The sequence below is a fragment of the Kribbella sp. NPDC051952 genome, from assembly GCF_040680855.1.
Taxonomy (GTDB): Bacteria; Actinomycetota; Actinomycetes; order Propionibacteriales; family Kribbellaceae; genus Kribbella.
Genome location: NZ_JBFAXQ010000009.1, coordinates 256,063 through 273,048, shown reverse-complemented (window position 1 = coordinate 273,048; position 16,986 = coordinate 256,063). Strand labels below are relative to the sequence as shown.

Here is a 16,986-nt window from a genome sequence, read left to right as displayed (position 1 = left end):
GGTGTTCGACTTAGACTCTGTGAGGAAGCCATGGAAGAACCTGACCCGCGGCGGTGGCGACTCGATCCGGCCGACTGGTGGTTCAGCGGGCGGCTTGCTCGATCACCTGGGTGACCGCCGACGGGTGGGACAGGGCGACCATGTGGGACGCGCCTGGGATCTCGACCGTCTTCGCGTGGGCGCGCTGGGCCATGAAGCGCTCGGCGGCCGGCGGGATCGCGTGGTCCCCGGTCGGGATCACGGCGTACTTCGGCAGCCCGGCCGGAGCCGTCGTCGCTACCTGCTCGTCGAAGGCGGCCGCGTTGATCGGCCGCTGCGAGGCCCCGAGTACGGCGGCCTGCCGGGCGGGCAGGTCCGCGGAGAACACCCGGTGGAACGCCTCCGGCTTCACCACGAGGTCGACGCCACCGGCGTAGCTGATCGCGTTCGTGGTGTCCGGTCCGAGCTCGCTGCCCGGGTACTTCGCGTTCAGGGCGCCGATCGTCTCACCGGCCTGCGGGATGAAGGCCGCGACGTACACGAGCGACTTGACCCCGCTGGTCCCGGCCAGCTCGCTGACCAGGGCGCCGCCGTACGAGTGACCGACGAGGACCTTCGGACCGGCGATGCCATTCAGAACACCTGTTAGGTACGTCGTGTCCGTGGCGGTCCCGCGCAGCGGTACGGCGGGGGCGACCACGGTGTAGCCGTCGCGCTGCAGCCGGCTGCTCACCTCCGACCAGCTGGCGCCGTCTGCGAACGCGCCGTGCAGCAGGACGATGGTTGGCTTCGGTTTGGATGGGGTGTGAGCGGCGGCGGTGGTCGCGCCGGTCAGCAGTACGGCGGCGGTTGCGAGGAGTGCTCCGAAGCGGCGGAGGTTCATCGGGTGGCACCTGCCTCGACTGCACTCGCGATGAACTCCGCGACGGCCTTCGGCTGGGAGACGGCGACCGCGTGCGAGCCGTCCACCTCGATCGTGGTCGCCTTGGCGCGGGCGGCCATCGTGCGCTGGCCCTCCGGGTGGATCGCCTGGTCACCGGTCGCGACCAGGTCGTAGACGGGGAGCCGCTTCCAGCTCGCCGTACCGGCCTTCTCCTCGAACGCGGCGGCCGCGATCGGGCGCTGGGTCCGGCCGAGGATCTCCGCGTCCTCGACGTCGGCGGCGAACAGCGCGCGGAACTTGTCCTGCGCGATCCCGAGGAACGTCTCCTCGCCACCGTCGCCGGTCGGCAGGGTGTGCGGGACGAGGCCGGAGGCGAAGTCGTTGGCCGGGAAGCTGCCGAGCAGGTCCTGCAGGCTCTCACCCTCGTCAGGCAGGAAGGCGGCGACGTAGACCAGGGCGGTCACGTTGTCGGCCTGGTTCGCGGCGGCGGTGATGACGGCACCGCCGTACGAGTGGCCGACCAGCACGACCGGGCCGTCGATCTCGCGGACCTGGGCGGCGACCCTGCTCGCGTCGAGGGCCGGACCGCGCAGTTCGTTGGAAACGGCGACCGCGGGGATGCCACGGTTCGTGAGCTCCGCGATCACTCCGGCCCAGCTCGAGTTCTCCGCGAAAGCCCCGTGCACCAGGACGACGGTCGGTGTCTTACTCATGGTTCTCGATCTCCTTCGATTGGCTTGCTAGAAGGAAACCGCTTCAGGCCGCTCCGCCGGATCGACCGAACACCCGAACTCCTCCGGGCCGGCTGAGGTGGCTAGCGCGGCTGGTGCACCCAAATCTCATGCGTTCGGGGGAGGGGCGAACCGTTCGAGCACGAGCCGGGTGAGCTGGACGCGCGAGTTGACCCCGAGTTTGGTGAACGCGGCGCGGAGATGCGTCCCGACCGTGCTCGCAGACACCACCAACTCCTCGGCGGCCGACCGGTTGGTGTGGCCCTCGGCGACGAGCAGCGCGACCCGGCGTTCCATCGGGGTGAGTGCCTCCCAGCCTTCCTGGGCCCTCGCGGGTACGGCGGCCCAACGGCGGCGTCGTACGCCGGCAGCTTGCAGCACAGCCTGGATCCGGCCGGCGGGTGCGGTCGCGCCGATCGCCGTCAGGCTGTCGAGTGCGTGTTCCAGGACCGCGATACCGGTCTCGCGGTCGCCGGCTTCCAGCTCGGCCCGGCCGTAGAGCTCCTCGGCTCTTGCCAGCAGCAACGGTCTCCCGGCTGCCTTGAGCAACTCCGTTGCCTTCGCCAACCGTTGCAGGTCATTGCCTGCAGCCACGAGCTCGAGGGCCGCGCGGCCGGCCGTCGATGGACTGAGATCAGCCAGCAGGTCCTCGGCTCCCGCCTGCACCAGCAGATCGATCCGCTCGGGGAAGTCGTGTGGCACCTCGCGAAGCCGACCGGTCGCCTTGGCATCGCCGTCCGCGATCGCGAGCAGGGTGTTGATCGTGGCGTCGTGGCCGGCGAGCTCACGTGCCTGAGTTGCTTGGTTTCTCAGCAGAGCGATGAGGGCCAGGAGTTGGTGCGCGACCGGCTGAAGCGTTGTGTCGTGCAGTTGGGCCATCCAGCGCAGGCCGGCGTTGGCTGCGTCCTCGGCGGCCTGCAGGTTGCCGGCCGCATACTCCAGTCGGGCCCGCAGAACGGCCAGTTGCGGCGCGGACCACGAGTCGCCGCCGGTCAGCAGCTCCCTGACTCGATCAAGGGCTTGCGGTAGCTCATCGGTCTCGGCTCGGCAGTACAGCTCGCCAACCTCCACCAGGGTGTCGGTCAGGCTCCCGAGGTCAGGCGCCGTACGTCGCGCCTCGGCGTAGTAGTCCCTGGCTGTTCCGTACCCACCGGCCGACCGCGCCTCCTCAGCTGCCGCCACCAGCAGGACGGCTCGCGCGACCGGATCCTCTGCCGGTGCGAGCGGCTCGCCCGATCCCGCGAGGATTCGGTATGCCGTGAGGCGTTCGGCGAGATGGGATGCGGCGCCGGGGATGGTGAGTTCGGGCAGGGACAGGCAGCCGATCGGCCATTGGTGTGGGGCCAGGCGCAGGCGGATGGCGGCTTGGAGGTCTGGCGTGATCGGACCGTGGTAGAGCGCCGTACCGCTGAGGAGATCGTCGGCGAAGGCCTTGGCGCGGGTGTACTGGCGGGCGGACAGCAGGATGCTGACTACGTCCTGACCGACCTCGGCGCGGAGTGCGGCGTCGACAGGGGTGAGGTCGAAGGCCTGCTGGATGAGTTCGGCGGCTGTGGTGGACATGGTCGCGACGAGATCGTGGGCCGCCTCGCGCAGGGTGGCGACGGCAGCCGCGTCACCTGGTTGGGCAACGGCGATGACGTGCGGTGCGGCTGCGGCGGCACCACGGCCGGCCGTCATGAGCTGGTTGGCGATGGCGCCGTGGAGGGCGCGCTGGGCGGACGGCGGTACGTCGGCGAGCGTGGCGGAGCGCAGGAGCTCGTGGCGGAACCGCAGTACCGCGCCTGCATCAGTCAGCAGGCCGGACTGAATCGCGTCGTCGAGTGGTTCGGCCAGTCTGGCGACCGGCTCGGTCATGAGCGCGGCGACGTCTTCGAGCCGGAACTCATTGCCGAAGACCGCGGCGGTGCGGACGAGGGTGCGGCCGGCCTCCGAGAGTCCGGTGGTACGACGCCGTACGCCCTCGACCAGACCGGCGGGGAGCGGGCCGGAGCCGGTGCCGAGGTAGAGGCCGGCGATCAGCTGCTCGGCCAGGAACGGGCTGCCTTGGACGCTGGCCAGTTGGACGGCGAGCGAGGTGTCGACGGGGTGGTTGAGGAGATCCGCGGCGAGGTCCTGGATGGCGTCCGGGGTCAGGGGATCAAGGGTGATGGAGTGGATGGGGACCTGGGTGCGGACGGCTTCGGTGAGCTGGTCGGTGATGCCGCCGGGTTGCGGGCGGGAGGCGACGAGCCAGAGCAGGTTGTGGGTGGTGAGGCGGGCGATGACTACGCGGAGGACGAACGCGGTGAGTGGGTCGGACCATTGGGCGTCGTCGAGCACGATCACGGCCGGGATGCCGTCGAGGCGGCGGCCGATGAGGTCGGCCAGGCGTTCGGCGAGCCAGAGGGGCTGGGTGTTGAGGGTGGCCAGCTCCAGGAAGTGTTCGGTGTCGATCAGGGGGTGCGGGCCGGCGCGGAGGGCTGGTGCGAGGGAGGCGAGCGGGCTGATGTTGTCGTCCTGGTGCGCGGCTGCGGTGGCGACCAAGAAGTCGTGACGCTCGGCCTGCTCGACTGCCGCGGCGAGCAGGGCCGACTTGCCGATGCCTGGTTCGCCGGTGATGACGGCTAGGGACGCTGTTCCTTCGGAGGCTGCTCGCAGCGCTTCCAGCAGGCGCCCGAGTTCGGATGAACGTCCCCGCAACGGCGCCATGGTGGAGTTCTACCACTCATATCGGTTGTCGGCGGCGCAGGTCATCCGCAGCGCCGAAGCGTGAGCAACGCGTAAGTGCGGGCGGCGTGCAAGACGTCGGCCAGGACCACGTGTTCGTCTGCGGCGTGGGCGTAGCGGACGTCGCCGGGGCCGTACTGGAGCGTGGGGATGCCGTTGGCGGCGTACTGCCTCAGGTCTGAGCCGTACGGCGCGCCCTTCACGTCTGGCGTCGCGCGTCCGGCGTCGGTGGCTGCGGAGAGGGTGTCGGCCAGGAGCGGGTCGCCGTCGGGGAGGAGGCCGGAGGCGAAGGTGCCGCCGGGCCAGGTGATCGTGACCGGGTGGTCGCGGAGCCAGTCGTCCTTGGCGCAGGCTTCTGCGACGGCAGACTCGAAGGCGGCTTGGGCGCCGGCGAGGGGTTCACCGAGGCGTACGCCGTACCTGCCCTCGGCGACGAGTCGGTCCGGGACGGTGCTGGCCCAGTCGCCGGCCTGGATCGTGCCGACGGAGAGCGGGTTGGCGAGGTCGAGGTGGGCGAGGAGCGGGTGGGGATCGCGATTGCGGGACGCTTCCAGGGCCTGCAGTGCTTCTTGGATCAGGGTGAACTTCTCGATCGCGCTCACGCCGCGGCTGCGGGTCGAACCGTGCGTCGCCAGTCCTGGGATCTCGAGGCGGAAGGTGAGCGAGCCGGCGTTCGCGGGGATCACGGTGTGGGCGGTCGGCTCGGCGATCAGGCACGCCTCGCCTGTGTGTCCGCGGCGGAGAGTGGCGAACGCGCCGACGCCGCCGTCCTCCTCGCCGATCACGGTGTGTACGGCGACCGGCTTCCGCAGCTGGATGCCCGCAGCAACGATCGCCGCGACTGCCCCGATGATCGCTGCGACGCCGCCCTTCATGTCACAGGTCCCGCGCCCCCACATCACACCGTCCTCGACCCGCGCGTCGAAGTCCGCACCCGGCACTACGTCCACGTGTCCGTTGAGAATCAGCCCCGGCGTCTCGTCACCACCGAGCACGCCCACGCACCCCCAGGCCTGCTCCCGCGCAACCTCCATCCCAGGAAATCCGGGGTCGGCACTCAGGGCCGGGATGTCCATCGCCCATTTGTCGACAACCAGCCCGAGCGAGGCCAGCCGCTCCGCACACCACAGCTGAACGTCGCCCTCGGCCGCGGTCCCGTCAACACTCGGAATCCGCACCAGTTCCCGCAGGTCCTCAACAACCCGCACATCATCAACCGCAGCCAAAACCCGCTGCTCAACCTCACTCACCATGCCCACATCATCCATCCAGTAGTTCGAGGACTCGGCGGGCGCCTCGGCGGACGTGGGTTTGGGAGTTGCGGGCGTGGTTGTGGACGAACTCGGTGATGGTGGCGTAAGCGGTGGCGGCAGAGATTGCGGTGGTTGGGTGGCCGGCTGCCCGGAGGGCTGCTTGGAGGAAGAGTTCGTCAATGCCGGGCGGGGCGCCGTCGCGGGCGGCTGAGGTGGCCAGGGAGACCAGGTCGTACGCGCGGGATCCGGCGCCGGCTGCCTCGATATCGATGATGCCGCTGATCCGTCCATTGTTGACAATCAGGTTGCCGACATTCAGATCGCCGTGGACCAGATCGTCGTCCGGCAACTTCTCGTCGCGGTACGGGCGGCACAGCTGCTCGTACTCACGCAGGATCTCGGCGGACTCCCCGCCGTACCCGCGGACCCGTTCCCACACGCCGTCCCAGTCCTCGAAGACGACGCCGCGGGAGTACGCCGACCAGCTGATCCCCTCCTCGGGGACAAGTCCACGCTGCGTCTCGCAGATCGCGATGATCTCCCGCGCGAGGGACTCGGTGATCACCGACGCATCGTGAAGCCCGACGCCCGGCACGAACTCCTGCAGCTGGTACGGCGACCCAGCCGCAGTGGTCCCGACCGTGAGCCACTCCGGCGTGGGATACCCCGCCGCACGAGCCCGCCGGACGAGTTCAGCCGCCCGCCGGACCCGCGGTGCCCAGCCCGGGTCGTCCGTCCACTTGAGGACGACCCGGGCCGCACCGTCGGTCAGTTCGTACGCCGACGACTGGAACCCACCGGGTAGTTGCCGGACGAACTGATAATCGGTGCCCAGGGCAACATTCAGCTCGCCGACAACCGACTCGGTGGTCTCCACTACGGCGTCAACCGGTGCAGGTCCCGCGGGAACAGCGTCACCTCGCGCACGTTCTCCGCCCCGGTCAAGCGGGCCACGAACCGCTCGAGCCCGATCGCGAACCCACCGTGCGGCGGCATCCCGTGCTTGAACGCCTGCAGGTACGAGCTGTACGCCGGAGCCTCCGCCGACTCGCCACGGGCCTCCAACGCGGCCACATACTCGCTGTACCGGTGCAACCGCTGCCCACCGGTGACCAACTCGACCCCGTTGAACAGCAGGTCGAACGAGTTGGACCAGCGCGGGTCCGACGGCTGCGGATGCGTGTAGAACGGCCGCTTCACCATCGGATAACCCTCGACCGCGACAAACGCGCTGCCGTGCTCCCGCATCGCCCACTCACCCAGCGCACGCTCGTCCGCCGGCGCGAGGTCGGGCTCGTCCGGGTCCGCACCGGCGATCTTCAACGCCTCGCTGAAGTGCAGGACCGGTACATCGACGGGGATCTCCGGCAGCTCCACTCCGAGCCGCTCCAGCGCCCCACCGGCCCGCTCACCAACCGCGGCGAGCATGCCGGCGATGACCGACCGCAGTACGGCGAGTACGTCGCGGTGGTCCTCGATGAACCCGAACTCCGCGTCCAGCGAGACGTACTCGGCCAGGTGCCGGACCGTGTCGTGCGGCTCGGCCCGGAACACCGGGCCGACCTCGTAGACCCGCTCGAACACCCCGACCATCGTCTGCTTGTAGAACTGCGGCGACTGCGCCAGGTACGCCGGTCCGCCGAAGTAGTCCAGCGCGAACACGTTGGCGCCGGACTCTGTCGCCGTACCGACGATCTTCGGCGTCTGGATCTCCGTGAAGCCCAGCCCGTCCACGGTCGACCGGAAGCCGTGCAGAGCCGCCGCCGCGACCTCCCAGCCGGCCCGAACCGCCGGATGCCGCAGGGCGACCGGCGCGTTGTCCAGTACGACGGGCAGACCGGCGCCGACCGTGGGACGCCAGAGCTCGATCGGCGGCGTCGCGGCGGGCTCGGTCAACGGCGTGATCACCGGGTCGATGATCTCCGCGCCGCCCGGCGCCTGTGGGTTGGCGGCGACCGTGCCGGTCACCTGGACGACGGTCTCCTCACCGAGTTCGTCCAGCTGTGCCTGTACTTCCGGGCCCTTGACGACGATCTGGGCCAGGCCAGATCGGTCGCGCAGGATCAGGAAACTGACGGCCGCCAGCCGTCGTCTTCGGTGCACCCAGCCGGCCACCGTGACGGACTGGCCTACTGCTGAGGGGATCTCATGACTGAGAATGCGCATCGCTGTTTTCACCTCCAGGTCGTTTCTCGTACCCCGGAGGTGTGGGCGAAGGGGATCTCGCGGTGCCACCACACCTTCACCGGATCTTTGGCTGACCCGGCCTCTTGCCGTGCAGTCGCTCAGGAGTGTCTTCGCGACCGCTCCACGTGCCGCCATCACAGCAACCGGCGACTCTCTCGGACGTGGCGTACGGCGCTACTCGGTTCCGTCGACGCGAACAAACCCAGCGTAACCACAGCTCACCCACACCACCAACTGAGTAAAACCAAACACCGCAGGAGGTGGTGGCGAGAGGGGGAGGAGATGGGAGGGGAGGGAGGTGGGGGGAGGGAGGTGAGGGAGGGAGGTGAGGGGGAGGGAGGTGAGGGAGGGAGGTGAGGGGGAGGGAGGTGAGGGGAGAGGGAGGTGAGGGGAGAGGGAGGTGAGGTGGGGAGGGAGGTGAGGGGAGAGGGAGGTGAGGTGGGGAGGGAGGTGAGGTGGGGAGGAGATGAAGTGCGGGGTTAGCGGCGGGTGGTTGTTGGGGGGATTTGGGCTGTGTCGGTGTCTTCGCGGCCGCCTACCCGGACGTGGACGGTGAGCTGGTTGTTCGAGCCGGAGCCCGGTAGCCAGGCCGCCCACTCGGAGTTGAACGGTTTGCTGTAGCTGTCCGTCCAGCAGGTCGCCCGGCGGATGTCCGTCGACCGCGAGCAGGTCCACCCCTTGTCCCGGGCCGACAGGAACGACAGGTTCCGCCCCCACGAGATGTCCACCGTCACCCGCTGGTTCGTCACCCCGTTGACCTTCAGGAACCGGTTGTAAACAAAGGGGTTCGGATCGGTCTGCGGCGTTGGCGTGACGATCTGCAGCAACGACTCGTCCGGCTGGATCCCCGCCAGCACCTCGGAATCCGTATCACTCACGAGCCCCGCCGTAGCCGCCACCGTGAACGTCCGCGCAGCCGAAGTCCCATCCGACGGTACGTCGAAGTCTGCCGGCAACGGAGCCGGTTTCACCGGGTTGATCGCCGTACAGAGCTTGGTCTTCGACGAGCACTTCCAGCCGGCCGGGTTCGCCGCGATCGGCCACTCCAGCGCCGAGCCGTAGCTGAGCCGCAGCGACACACTCGTCCGGTCGATGCCAGGAGCAACGGTGAGGATTCGGTGGTGGACGTCCGGGTCGGCCTTGCCGTCGACGATCTTCAGCAGGTTCTCGTCGGTCCGCGGCGGAGCGACCAGCGTCTCGGAGTCGTCGTCGTACAGCCGGCCGGACTTCGCCGAGACGGTGAACGTCCGCTGCGTGACCGAACCACCGAGCGGCGCCTGGAACGTGACCGGCATCGGTGCGGGCGACGCCGGGTTGGTCGCCGTACACGTGCCGGCCGCCTTGTTGCAGGTCCAGCCGGTCGGGTTCCCGCCCAGCGGCCACTCCAGCGACGTGCCGTACTTGAGCCCGATCACGACCGGTTTGGCGTTCCCCGCCGGAGTCTTGATCGTGATGACGAACCGTACGTCGGCTGCGGCCTGCGTGCTCTCGGCCCGGTCGCTCGGACCACCGCCGCCGGTCGGCATGCTGATCGTCAGCAGCCCCTCGTCCAGGATCGGCGTCGTCGGCTCCGGCGTGGTCGGTGCCACCGTCGGGGTGCTGGTGGTCGGCGTCGGAGGCGACGTGACCTCAGGCGACGTCGGTGCTGTCGTCGGTGCTGTCGGCTCGGTGGTCGGTGCCGTAGTGGGCGCCGTCGTGGGCTGCGTCGACGCGGGCGGCGCGGTCGGCGGCTTGACCGGTGGCACCGTCGACGGGTTCCCCGGCGGCTGGGTCGGGTTCTGCGTCGGGTTCGCCGCCGGCGGCTTGTCGATCGCGGCCGGGGGAGTGTCGTTGCCGGTCAGCGCCATCGCCGCGAGTACGGCGGCGATCGCGACGACGACCACCGCACCGCCGGCGACTGCCGTCCGGGTGCTGTTCTCGGTGACCTTCCGCCAGCCGGTGATGACGAAGCCGACCAGGCCGACCTTGGCGCCGGACGCGGCGGCCAGGTAGCCGATGCCCGCAGTACCGAGCAGGGCCGGGGCGAGCAGCGCCGGCAGCGCACTGTTGACCTCGACGAGCTCGAGGTAGACCGCGGTGCACTTCGCGCAGTCGTCCATGTGCTCGCGGACGTTGCGGTTCTCGCGCTTGGTCAGGCCGCCGCGGACGTAGGCGCCCAGGCGCTCGGTGGTCCAGCGGCAACGATCCCCGGCGACGTCGGCCAAGTGCTGCTGCAGGTATGCCTGCCGCAGGCCCTCCCGGGCGCGGTACGCCAGCGCGGACACGCCGTTCGCGGTCAGGCCGAGCAGGGGAGCGACAGCGGCCGGCTTCTCGCCCTCGACCTCGGTGTGCCAGAGGACCGCCTGCCAGCGCTCGGGCAGACTCGCGAAGGCCTTGGCCGCCGCGCCGCTTTCGAACCCGGTCACGGTCGGGTCGTCGAAGGTCTCCGGCTCCCGCTCGTACGCCGCGATGTCGTCGGTGGCGGTCACCTTCCGGCCGGACCGGATCCGGTCGACATGCACCCGCCGTACGGTCGTGAGCAGGTACGCGCGGAACGAGATGTCCGGACCGCCGCCCCCGCGGAGCGCGTCCAGCACCTTGGCGAACGCGTCACTGGCCAGGTCGTCGGCGTCGTTGGCCGGGACCAGTTGACGGGCCATCCGCTCGGCCGCGTGGTGGTGCCGGCCGAACAACTCTCCGTAGGCCTCGAGATCACCGTTGCGGACGCGCGCGATCAGTTCGGCGTCGCTCGGTCCTTCCGGCGTCTCCATCCATCTCCCCCGTGGGTGCATCGTCACAGTCAGTCACTTAGTTGCCGAGGACAAGGCTCCCACGTGCGACGGCTGTGCGCATCTTTCCTGACGCGGAACTGTGCTCCCTTCTTGACGAGAACACCAGCACGGAAGTTACGCGAAAAAACTTCTGCGAATCCGCGTCATGAACCTGCGGCCCACCTGTCTCTCCTGCGTACGACGCCTCCGGCCGACCGGTCGGGAGACTGACGGGACGTTTTTCGAGGAGGGCCATGTCACTGTTCGCGGACATCCGCCGACGGTTCGACCTGCGTCCGGCCAAGTCCCTGAACCTGGCGGGGTCGCCCGCCCGGAACCGGTCGGAGGCGCCGTCGCCCACAAGCTCGGGGGAGCAACCGTGCGGACGGAGGGAGTCGCACGGCACGGCTGGTTCCGACCGCAGCGCCTACTTGGCTGTCGCCGAGGCGCTGCGGGACGGGGCTGATGTCGTGCCTGCATCGGATGAGGTCGGACGCCGGCTGGCGGCCGACGGAGTCTCGCTGGTGGAGGCACTTGATGGGCTGAGTGCGTTGTACCGCTCGATCGCCGGGGGCGAGCCGGCCTTCGACGCGGTACGCGCACTCAGTTCCAGCTGGGCAGAGGCATCTCTTGTCTATCTGCACTCGCTGTCCTGTGAGGACCCGCTGACCGGGCTGTCCAGCCTGGCGCACCTGCGGTCCCGGCTCGGGGAGCTCTATCGAGAGGCGGAATTCCGTGGCACTTCCGTATCAGGAACCCACGCACTGGTGGTTGTCGAGCCGCTCAATCCCCCGGGCACGTCGCCGTTCGATCGCGAGCTCAGGCTCGTCGACGTGGCGGAGTGCCTGCGGATCGTCTTCTGCGGCGGTGACGTACTGGGCCGCGTCGGCTCACACCGCGCGGCGGCGCTCGTCGGCCGCGAGCCGAACCTGCCGGAGCAGGTCGCGACGGTACGAGCCCTGATCACCCAGTGGCGGCTGGACACCGACGTACCCCAGCTGGCCCGGACCTGGATCGAAGGGCTCCCGACCACCGATGACATGGCCGGGCGGGTGCTCGACGAACTGGCCAGACCTTAGGACCTGCGTCCGGACGTCAACAGGGGGATGCCCGGACGCATCACGCCGGCGGCGGATCGCTCAACACGGGGTGGGCGATCCGCCGTCGCCCGTCCACGCCCTCACCCTCCCACCGCTACAACCTCAGCACCCCGACCCCACCCCACCTCCACCCGCTGCACCTCCCCACCCCCTCCACCTCAGCTCGCTGACCCCACCCCCTTCCACCCCCACCCCCAACACCTCAGCTTGCTGACCTCACCCCCGCCCCACCCGCTGAAGCTCGGCACGGTGATCCCTCCTCTTCTTTCCCTTTCCTTCCTTCCCTTCCCCGCTCTCCTCACCACGGATGTCGGTGGGGCTGTCTAGGCTGTTCTTATGTGCGGTAGATACGCGTCCAGCCGGGACCCTTCCGATCTTGTGGTCGAGTTCGAGATCGAGGCGGGCAACGTGCGTGAGTCCGTGCAGGAGCTGCCGGACAACTTCAACGTCGCGCCGACCGACCAGGTGCTCGCGGTGGTCGAGCGGAAGAACCGGGAGGCCCCGGACGAGACGATCCGCAAGCTGACGACGGTCAAGTGGGGGCTCGTCCCGTCGTGGGCGAAGGACACCTCGATCGGCTCCCGGCTGATCAACGCCCGGATGGAGACGGTGGCGGAGAAGCCGGCCTTCAAGAAGGCGTTCGCGACCCGGCGCTGCATCCTGCCCGCCGACGGGTACTACGAGTGGTACACCGCCGAGGAGAAGGTGAACGGCAAGCCGGTCAAGCAGCCGTACTTCATCCACCCGCCGGACGGCAGCGTGCTGGCGATGGCCGGGCTGTACGAGATCTGGCGGGACAAGTCGGTCGCGGACCCGGACCTCGACGAGGCCTGGCTGTGGACCTGCACCGTGCTGACGACGAGCGCCACCGACGACCTCGGCCGCATCCACGACCGGATGCCCCTGCTCGTCGAGCGCGAGCGGTACGACGCCTGGCTCGACCCGCTGTCCTCCGATCCGGACGACCTGCTCGAGCTGCTCGTCCCGGCCGCGCCCGGCCGGTTGGAGGCGTATGCCGTCTCCAAGGCCGTGAGCTCTGTGAAGAACAACGGCCCGCACCTGATCGATCCACTCCCGCCGGACGGCGTCGATCCGATCGACAAACCACCCGAGCCCGAGGAGACCACCCTCTTCTAGCCGCTTCTGACGTTTCGCGCCCACTGTTTGCCATCGCGGATGACAGGATGGGGCGGGTGACCGACGAACGGATTGTGGGGACGCCGCACGGGGAGGCCCGGATCGTGGCGTATCGGGCCCGTCGGCCGGTGGCGACGCTGGCCCTCGGTCATGGCGCCGGGGCCGGGATCGAGTCCGGTGACCTGGCCGCCCTGGCCTCCAGGCTGCCGAAACAGGACATGAACGTGTTCCTGATCGAGCAGCCCTGGCGCCGGGCCGGCAAGAAGCTCGCGCCGTCGCCGAAGATCCTCGACGAGGCCTGGATCGCGATCATCGGCCAGCTCCGGGTCCGCACGCCGCTGGTGATCGGCGGCCGCAGTGCTGGTGCCCGGGTGGCCTGCCGGACCGCGAGCAGTCTCGGGGCTTCCGGCGTACTGGCGATGTCGTTCCCACTCCATGCGCCCGGGAAGCCGGACAAGTCGCGGGTGGGGGAGTTGCAAGGGGCAGGGTTGCCGACCCTCGTCGTACAGGGGGAGCGGGATCCGTTCGGGACGCCCGAGGAGTTCCCGCCGCTGACCGAGATGGCCGTCGTACCGGATGCCGACCATGCGCTGAAGGTGCCGAAGCGGGCCGAGCTGGATCAGCAGGAGGCGTACGACCTGCTGATTGAAGCGGTGTTCGAGTGGGTCACCCGCGAGGTGTCCGGATAGCGGTCGCTGAACGGGAATGACGCCGCTGCGGAGCGTGTTGTGACGAACATGATGGCGACGAGTGTGGCTCCCGAGCGGACGTCTGCGAAGACACCGGTATTCTCGATCACGATGCCGACTCCCACCACCACCGAGACACCCGAGCAGCGGACCGCGCGCTTCGAGCGCGAGGCGCTGCCTTTCCTGGACCAGATGTACGCCGCGGCGATGCGGATGACCCGTAATCCGTCAGACGCCGAAGACCTGGTGCAGGACACCTTCGCGAAGGCGTACAGCTCGTTCCACCAGTTCACGCCGGGCACCAACCTGAAGGCGTGGCTGTACCGGATCCTGACGAACACGTTCATCAACGGATACCGCAAGCGGCAGCGCCAGCCGACGCAGTCACCCACCGAGGAGATCGAGGACTGGCAGCTCACCGCTGCCGAGTCGCACACTCCCGGCGGCCTGAAGTCGGCCGAGGCTGTCGCCCTCGAGCATCTGCCCGATTCCGACATCAAGTCGGCCCTGCAGTCGATCCCGGAGGACTTCCGGCTGGCTGTCTACCTGGCCGATGTCGAGGGCTTTGCGTACAAGGAGATCGCGGACATCATGGGTACGCCGGTAGGCACCGTGATGTCGCGGTTGCACCGGGGCCGGCGCCAGTTGCGTGAGCTGCTGGGTGACTACGCCCGGGATCGTGGCCTGATCCCCACGTCGGACGACAGTGCCGACGCGACCGCGGAGAAGGAGGAGTCGTGAGCTGCGGCGAGCCCCACGACGTCGACTGCAGCGAGATCTTGCAGCGGGTCTACGTGTTCATCGACAACGAACTCGAGGACGCGACCAGCGACGAGATCCGGCAGCACCTCGAAGAGTGCGCTCCGTGCCTGGACGAGTACGACCTGGAGCGCTGCGTGAAGAAGCTGGTGCACCGCTCCTGCGGCTCGGACCACGCTCCCGACGCGCTCCGGCAGAAGATCCTGGTCCGGCTGACCCAGATCCAGGTCGAGACCACCATCACCACCACGGACTGACCGGCCGCCGGAGCCGCTGACGCGGCTACGGCAGGTTCGGCACGTAGGTGTAGGCCTCTGCGCGGGTTAGTTGTTCGAGCACTTGAGTTGCTTCTCGCTCGACCTTGCCAGAGAGATTGTGAATGACGATCAAGGCCTCGCCGAGGAGATCGATTGCCCTCGGTACGTCGCCGGTCGCGGCACTGATCTTTGCGATTTGCAGTAGCAGGCGGCCTTCCCGCAGGGTGTTGTTGTAGGCCCTCGCCAACTGCAGCGCGGATACCGCGTGTTGTTCCGCGGCGCCGAATTCCGCCTTGCTGGCAAACGCCATCGCCAGAATTTCCTTGCTCTCGGCCTGGGCATTGCCGTCGGTCAATTGACCGGAGATCTCCACGCTCGCCAGTAGCGACTCGATCGCACGATCGTGACGGCCGCTGGCAACGTAGGAGATACCCGCGTTGAGGTATCGCTTGGCCAATGAACGGCGATCGCGGCCCTGCCGGGCCAGTTGGAGGCTGCGCTCGAATGCCTCGTCGGCGGCGGCGAACTCGCCGAGCTGGTTGTGCAGCGTGCCGAGCGACAGGTACGTCACGCCCTCGACCGAGCGGTCGTCGAGTTGCCGGCTGAGGATCAATGCTTCGTTGCTCATGGCCAGCGCTTTGTCGGTCTGGCCGAGCCGCTCCAGCACGTGGCTCAGTGAGGTGAGGCAACGGGCCTGTCCGGTCACATCGGACAGTGCGCGGAACCTCTCCAGCGCGAGGGCCAGATGCTCGGTCGCGGGCTCGATGTCGCCGGACTCGACGTCCGGGATCGCCTTGTCGTGCTCGAGCCACGCGGCCATCAACGGCAGGTCCAGCTTGGTGGCGAGATCGACCATGCCGTTGGAGAGGTCGCGCATCTCGAGCCACCGGGATCGCGATTCGTTGTACCCGAACAGCGCCAGCGCCAGCTCCGGCAGCAAGGCCGTCCCGCCCACGCTGGAAGCCGATGCCTGGTGGAATCGGTCCATCAGGTTGCGTTGTTCGTCGTCGAACCAGCGCAGGGCAGAGACGCTGTTGGCCGTTGCCCGCATCGGCTCCAGGTGGATCGTGGCCAAGGCCAGTCGCGGGCTCGACTCGTGCGTGCGGGCCTGGCACGCCCACCCGAACCCGATGTAGAACCGCAGCACGCGCTCGATCACGGCGTCGCGTTCGACCGGTGTCAACGATGTCTCGGCCAGCTCTCGCCCGTACGTGCGAATCAGGTCGTGGAAGCGGTAGCGATCCGGCGCGACGGACTCCAGCAGGTTGAGGTCGACGAGGCGTTCGAGGATGGCGTCGGTGCGGCGGGGCGGGAGGTCGAGCAGGTGAGCGGCGACCACCGTGAGCAGGTCGGATCCGTCCGGGACGCTGAGCAGCGGCAGGGCCGCTGCGGACTGACGGTCGAGATCGCGGTCACTCGACGCCAGGAAACGGACAGAGCTCGCGATGCTCGCGCGGACGCCGGTCTCGTCGGAGCCGAGGCTGTCGAGCCGGTGCTCTTCGTCGCGGAGTTGAGCGACGAGGTGTTGCAGCGGCCAGGTCGGCCGCGCCGCGAGCCGGCCGCCGATCAGGCGGACCGCCAGCGGGAGGCGACCGGTGAACGAGGCAAGGATCTGGGCGGCACCCGGCTCCGCCGCGACGCGGTCCCGGCCGATGACTTCGGTCAGCAGCTCGACGGACTCCGACTCCGACAACACATCGAGTCGGATCTGGCGTGCTCCGGGTAGCGCCGCCAGGGCCCCGCGGCTGGTGATGATCGCGGCCGATCCCGGGCTGCCAGGCAGGAGGGGCAGCACGTGTGACACGTCGGCGGCGTTGTCGAGCAGCATCAGGAACCGCCGACCGGCCAACTGGGACCGCAGCACCGCGGAGGCTTCCTCGTTGCTGTCCGGGATCAGGTGGACATCCAGGCCCAGTGAGCGGATCAGCTGGCGCAACGCCTCGGTGGTCGTCACCGGCCGGCCGGGGCCGTACGCGCGGAGATTGAGGTACAGGTGTCCGTCGGGATAGCTGTCGGTCAAGGTATGCGCGGCCTGGACGGCGAGCGCGGTTTTGCCGATACCACCCATTCCGGTCACCGCGACGACTCCGGCGGCCGCACTCGGAATGCCCGCGGGAACTCGCAGGACCGAAAGAATCGCGTCGATCTGTGCCGCGCGACCGGTGAAGTCGGGCACAGTCGGGGGTAGTTGCCAGGGCCTCGGCAGCGTGGTGCCGGCCGGCTCCGCGGCGGGTGCGGGCGGCTTGGCAGGGCGGCTCTTGCTGCGGGCAACGGACAGGAGTTGCCCGGCCTCGTCGGCGGTCAGGCCGAGGGCTGCCGTGAGCGAGTGAACGGTGGCGATCCGGGGCCGGCTGCGGGTGCCGCGCTCGAGAACGCTGATCGCCTGCTCGCTCAAGCCGGCTTTTTCGGCCAGGGCCGCTTGGGTGAGACCGGCCCGGATCCTGAACCCGCGCAGCAGTTCGCTCAGACTCGCCGTCGTCCCCATGGTCGGCCCGCCCACCTCCCTCACTCGTCGAGCCCTACCCGGCTACGGTCGGTGTGGGCGTGTGGCC

General features: G+C 69.1%; 13 protein-coding genes. 5 read left to right on the top strand and 8 right to left on the bottom strand.

The genetic code is table 11. The features are described 5' to 3' along the window. Positions 1 to 82: 82 nt before the first annotated feature. The 7 genes from AB0L70_RS19565 to AB0L70_RS19535 all read right to left on the bottom strand — a co-directional run bounded on the left by AB0L70_RS19565 (position 83) and on the right by AB0L70_RS19535 (position 10,492). Positions 83 to 862, bottom strand: a complete 780-nt coding sequence (locus tag AB0L70_RS19565) for an alpha/beta hydrolase (RefSeq protein ID WP_363685896.1) — start codon at positions 860 to 862, stop codon at positions 83 to 85. Continuing rightward, positions 859 to 1,575 carry an alpha/beta hydrolase gene (locus tag AB0L70_RS19560; RefSeq protein ID WP_363685894.1) on the bottom strand — a complete coding sequence of 239 codons (717 nt, stop codon included), beginning with the start codon at positions 1,573 to 1,575 and terminating at the stop codon, positions 859 to 861. Before AB0L70_RS19560 ends, AB0L70_RS19565 begins: the two co-directional genes overlap by 4 nt. A gap of 126 nt (positions 1,576 to 1,701) precedes the next feature. Next, on the bottom strand, positions 1,702 to 4,284 hold the full coding sequence (locus AB0L70_RS19555) for an AAA family ATPase (protein ID WP_363685892.1): 2,583 nt from the start codon (positions 4,282 to 4,284) through the stop codon (positions 1,702 to 1,704). 41 nt (positions 4,285 to 4,325) lie between these two features. Continuing rightward, positions 4,326 to 5,555, bottom strand: coding sequence for a M20/M25/M40 family metallo-hydrolase (locus tag AB0L70_RS19550; RefSeq protein ID WP_363685890.1), 1,230 nt, complete (start codon positions 5,553 to 5,555; stop codon positions 4,326 to 4,328). Between the two features lie 7 nt (positions 5,556 to 5,562). Continuing rightward, entirely contained in the window at positions 5,563 to 6,432 is an 870-nt protein-coding gene (locus tag AB0L70_RS19545) for an aminoglycoside phosphotransferase family protein (protein WP_363685888.1), read from the bottom strand. Beyond that, positions 6,432 to 7,721, bottom strand: coding sequence for an aspartate--tRNA(Asn) ligase (gene aspS, locus AB0L70_RS19540; RefSeq protein WP_363685886.1), 1,290 nt, complete (start codon positions 7,719 to 7,721; stop codon positions 6,432 to 6,434). The genes AB0L70_RS19545 and aspS overlap by 1 nt, the downstream gene beginning before the upstream one ends. 500 nt (positions 7,722 to 8,221) lie before the next feature. Continuing rightward, positions 8,222 to 10,492: a sigma-70 family RNA polymerase sigma factor gene (locus tag AB0L70_RS19535; RefSeq protein ID WP_363685884.1), complete on the bottom strand. Its 2,271-nt coding sequence runs from the start codon at positions 10,490 to 10,492 to the stop codon at positions 8,222 to 8,224. A 254-nt stretch (positions 10,493 to 10,746) separates the two neighbouring features. On the opposite strand from AB0L70_RS19535, the gene AB0L70_RS19530 reads away from it, so the two are divergent. From AB0L70_RS19530 to rsrA, 5 genes are all read left to right on the top strand, one after another. Next, the gene (locus tag AB0L70_RS19530; RefSeq protein WP_363685882.1) at positions 10,747 to 11,571 is read left to right on the top strand and encodes a hypothetical protein; all 825 of its coding nucleotides are present in this window, start codon (positions 10,747 to 10,749) and stop codon (positions 11,569 to 11,571) included. A gap of 357 nt (positions 11,572 to 11,928) precedes the next feature. Next, positions 11,929 to 12,729, top strand: coding sequence for an SOS response-associated peptidase (locus AB0L70_RS19525; protein WP_363685880.1), 801 nt, complete (start codon positions 11,929 to 11,931; stop codon positions 12,727 to 12,729). Between the two features lie 47 nt (positions 12,730 to 12,776). Next, positions 12,777 to 13,418: an alpha/beta family hydrolase gene (locus AB0L70_RS19520; RefSeq protein WP_363685878.1), complete on the top strand. Its 642-nt coding sequence runs from the start codon at positions 12,777 to 12,779 to the stop codon at positions 13,416 to 13,418. A gap of 111 nt (positions 13,419 to 13,529) precedes the next feature. Then, positions 13,530 to 14,159 (top strand): sigma-70 family RNA polymerase sigma factor, encoded by a 630-nt coding sequence (locus AB0L70_RS19515; protein ID WP_363685902.1) that lies wholly within the window; start codon positions 13,530 to 13,532, stop codon positions 14,157 to 14,159. Beyond that, positions 14,156 to 14,434 (top strand): mycothiol system anti-sigma-R factor, encoded by a 279-nt coding sequence (rsrA, locus tag AB0L70_RS19510; RefSeq protein WP_363685876.1) that lies wholly within the window; start codon positions 14,156 to 14,158, stop codon positions 14,432 to 14,434. The genes AB0L70_RS19515 and rsrA overlap by 4 nt, the downstream gene beginning before the upstream one ends. A gap of 25 nt (positions 14,435 to 14,459) precedes the next feature. Here rsrA and AB0L70_RS19505 read toward each other — a convergent pair whose 3' ends face one another. Then, a complete protein-coding gene (locus AB0L70_RS19505) occupies positions 14,460 to 16,919 on the bottom strand; it encodes a tetratricopeptide repeat protein (RefSeq protein ID WP_363685874.1) in 2,460 nt (819 codons plus the stop codon). Between the last annotated feature and the right edge of the window lie 67 nt (positions 16,920 to 16,986).